The sequence below is a fragment of the Cyanobacteriota bacterium genome (genome assembly GCA_025054735.1).
Taxonomy (GTDB): Bacteria; Cyanobacteriota; Cyanobacteriia; order SKYG9; family SKYG9; genus SKYG9.
Genome location: JANWZG010000409.1, coordinates 1 through 3481, shown reverse-complemented (window position 1 = coordinate 3481; position 3481 = coordinate 1). Strand labels below are relative to the sequence as shown.

General features: G+C 50.9%; 4 protein-coding genes. 2 read left to right on the top strand and 2 right to left on the bottom strand.

Annotation, left to right across the window (positions count from 1 at the left end):
- Together NZ772_15950 and NZ772_15945 are read left to right on the top strand one after the other, a co-directional pair.
- A partial coding sequence (locus NZ772_15950; protein MCS6815048.1) for an ATP-grasp domain-containing protein occupies positions 1-480 on the top strand: 480 nt, incomplete at its 5' end.
- 207 nt (positions 481-687) lie between these two features.
- Complete coding sequence (locus NZ772_15945; protein MCS6815047.1) at positions 688-1356, top strand: superoxide dismutase; 669 nt, start codon at positions 688-690, stop codon at positions 1354-1356.
- 332 nt (positions 1357-1688) lie between these two features.
- Here NZ772_15945 and NZ772_15940 read toward each other — a convergent pair whose 3' ends face one another.
- Together NZ772_15940 and NZ772_15935 are read right to left on the bottom strand one after the other, a co-directional pair.
- Positions 1689-2786 carry a tetratricopeptide repeat protein gene (locus NZ772_15940; GenBank protein MCS6815046.1) on the bottom strand — a complete coding sequence of 366 codons (1098 nt, stop codon included), beginning with the start codon at positions 2784-2786 and terminating at the stop codon, positions 1689-1691.
- Between the two features lie 9 nt (positions 2787-2795).
- Positions 2796-3481 (bottom strand): 16S rRNA (uracil(1498)-N(3))-methyltransferase (locus tag NZ772_15935; GenBank protein MCS6815045.1); only part of this gene is annotated, 686 nt, incomplete at its 5' end.

Sequence of the window (3481 nt, the reverse complement as noted above, 5' to 3'; positions counted from 1 at the left end):
GCTAAAGTGCGAAACCGCCCACAACTGGAAACAGCGTTGGCTAATGCTGCTAGTTACGATCGCCGCATCATTGTGGAAGCAGGTGTGCCCTCGCCGCGTGAAGTGGAATGTGCCATCCTAGGCAATGATTATCCACGTGCTTCAGTCGTTGGTGAAATTACCTATCAAAGCGATTTCTATGATTACGACACCAAGTATACAGAGGGCCGGGCTGAGCTGATTATTCCTGCGCCTTTACCGACCGCGATCGCAACCCAGATTCAGACCATGGCAATTGTAGCCTTTCAGGCAATCAATGGCGCAGGTTTGGCACGGGTAGACTTCTTCTACACAGAGGCTACCCAGCAACTGTTGATCAACGAGATTAATACCTTCCCTGGATTCACCGCCACCAGCATGTACCCTCGCCTGTGGGCAGCAACGGGCATATCCTTTCCAGAGTTGGTAGATCACCTTATCCACCTAGCTCTAGAATCCTGACAATGGGGCTTGTCTGTAGAAGCCAATAGCAGTAATTAGGCCGGTCAAAGGGGCGAGCTTGGTCAATAGCTTGAGGCTTTGTTGGGGAAGGGAGTATGAGACAATGACCACCGTAGAGTCATTACAACTGCCATGACACTTAATCGTCGTCAGTTTTTGTCAGCGCTGGGTATGGGTACGGTCAGTGTAGGCATGACAATGATCGGGATGCCTAACTGGGCTGATGGTGCACAAGCTGCAGAACTATCGCCATCAGCGTCTGATTTTGAGGTGCCACCGTTGCCCTATGCTTACGAGGCGCTGGAACCACATATTGATCGCCAAACCATGAAACTTCACCATGACAAGCACCACGCTGCCTATGTCAAGAATCTCAACGCTGCGATCGCCAAACACCCCGAACTGCGAGGGAAATCCCTGGAATTCTTGCTTAAGGATTTAGGGGCTGTTCCACAAGATATCCGGACTACAGTGCGTAACAATGGCGGTGGTCACCTCAATCACAGTCTCTTCTGGGAGAGCATGAGTCCTGATGGGGGCGGGGAACCTGAGGGAACGATCGCCCGTGCTCTCAAGGCTACATTTGGAGATATAGCTACTTTCAAGCAACAGTTTAACCAGGCAGGTATGGCTCAATTTGGCAGTGGTTGGGTGTGGCTAGTCGTCACCAGCGGCAGCAAATTGCAAGTCACGACTACACCAAACCAAGACAGTCCCCTCATGCAAGGCTACATCCCAATTTTAGGTAATGATGTGTGGGAACACGCCTACTACCTTACCTATCAAAATCGTCGTAATGAGTATCTCGAGGCGTGGTGGAATGTAGTGAACTGGCCAGAAGTGAACCGCCGCCTTGAGCAAGTAATTTCAACGTGAGTTCGAGGGTCTTGGGTGACTTTGCTCCCTCCCCATTTGCAGAGAGGGCTGAGGAAGGGCCTTCGTTACCATTGGCCTTCGTTACCATTAGGGAAAAAGTCTATTAGCAAGTCAACCCCCGTCCATCCCCCGTAAACGGCGGGGAGTCTCGGACTAGCTGCTCTCTGAGGCTTAACCCGAACTCAAGCTAGTAAGGACTTAAGTCCATACTACAAGCTATCCGTAGCTGTAGCATAGAGAAGTGGCATAGATCTAGGCGCTACTATGAGTCTCTAGCTTATGAGTTTCTGCCTTGGACAACTGTGGAGTCTGAAACTTGACTAGGGCAATCACTAACTGGAAGTCGTTTTCAAAAAAGCTAGGGTGCTATACAGGTGAAAGGCGGCATCCCAGTGGGTGTCAATTTTACGAGTCAGGCCAGTTTGAGATTTGAGCTTGGTAAGGTGAATGCGGTGGTCGAGGGTAGTCTCAGCAAAAGCCCGAAAGTTGTCGTAGAGAGCTGTGCTAGATAACTGTTGGTTGAGATAGCCTATGAGGTTGTTCCACCCAATGCGGGCAGTGATGGGATATGACGATCGTGGGCCATTGCGGGGCTGAATCTCCACACCATCGTGGAACTGGTAACTGTGATCACAAAACCGTAGGATGCATTGGCGGCTATGCAGATGGAGATCGAGAAAATTCACGTAATCTTGAGTGCGCTCTTTACGTTCAAGTTTGCCCCAAGGCCCCAGATCTACAACTTCTTCCAGTACAGGCACCTGTCCATTCACCCGCTGAGTCACCTCTGACCACTGGAAGCTAAAGGAACCAAGTTGATTGTCACTGTTGCGACACATAACCCTAATATCAGGCTGGACATCCACAATGTAGTCCACTCGGTAGACTGGGATGGCATTGATGGCCTCTAGAGAGGCGCAAAATGTAGCAATATTAACAGCCTGTAGGTCTCGCTGATAGATCTGCAATTCACCAATCGCCCCTGTGCGATACAGTTGCCATCCCTTGCTAGGAAATGTCAATCGCACTGTGGACGGATCTGAGTTCATAATGCGAGCAAAATTCTGGGCTGCTGTCATCCGGGCTTCGCCAACGACTGGTTCTACTACAAAGAAGCCGAGGACGGCGTTCGCTGGGTCGCAGGTGGTTGCTGCGATCGCCTGTTTGCGTCGGCTCTGTTGAGTAATTGCCAGCCGCTGTAGGCCTTGGCGAGCCTGGAGTGCTACTTTTGGTATGGTTGTTTCCTGCAAGAGCTGTCGATACATTGCTTCCGCCGCCGCATCTCTGCCATTGAGTTCGTGAAGCTTACCTGTATAAAACAGACCCCAAGGATGGTTGGGTGATTTTGCCAGCAGCATCTCTGTAAGTTGAGTTGCTTGACGATAGTCTTGACGATCAATGGCAGCAGCAATTTGCTCAATGATAGACATGATAGGTTGTTAGTCAAGGTGCTCTCGTTCCAGTGTAGCGGCTATTAGAGCGAGAGCAACAACAGGCGCAGTCACTGCCCGCAATATGCGCGCTCCTAATGACACAGGTTGAAACCCAGCCGCGATCGCCTGCTGAATTTCTGTATCACTCCATCCACCCTCAGGGCCAGTAGCAATAGCAACTGCCAAATCCGCAGGTGACGAACCAGGCAAGGTCGATTGCTCATGGGAAATGGCAACCTGTTGAAGATCCTGTTGAAGACACTGTAATAGATGGGGAGCAGAGTGCTCTGTGATGCAAAGGTAACGATGGGATGTAGTAGCGGGATGGGCGATCGCCACAGGAAAGGGTAATGGATCCAGCAAGGTCGGGATCACAAGCCGTTGCGATTGCTCGGCGGCCTCTTGGGCTATGCGTCGCCAACGCTCAAGCTTTTGGGCACTAGGCTGGAGTAAGGTGCGATCGCTAATCATGGGGACAATCGTGCTCACCCCCAGTTCCGTAGCTTGGCGCACTACGTCATCAAAGAGATTACCCTTAGGAAGAGCCGTCAGCACAGTAATGGGTAGCGGTAACTCTGTTGACACTGCTATTGGTTCTAAAATCCGAGCAGTATTAATGTCTAACTGAGTCAGCCACCAGTGATGTTGACCGTCCATAGCGATGAAGCGATCGCCAATTGTCAGCCGTAACA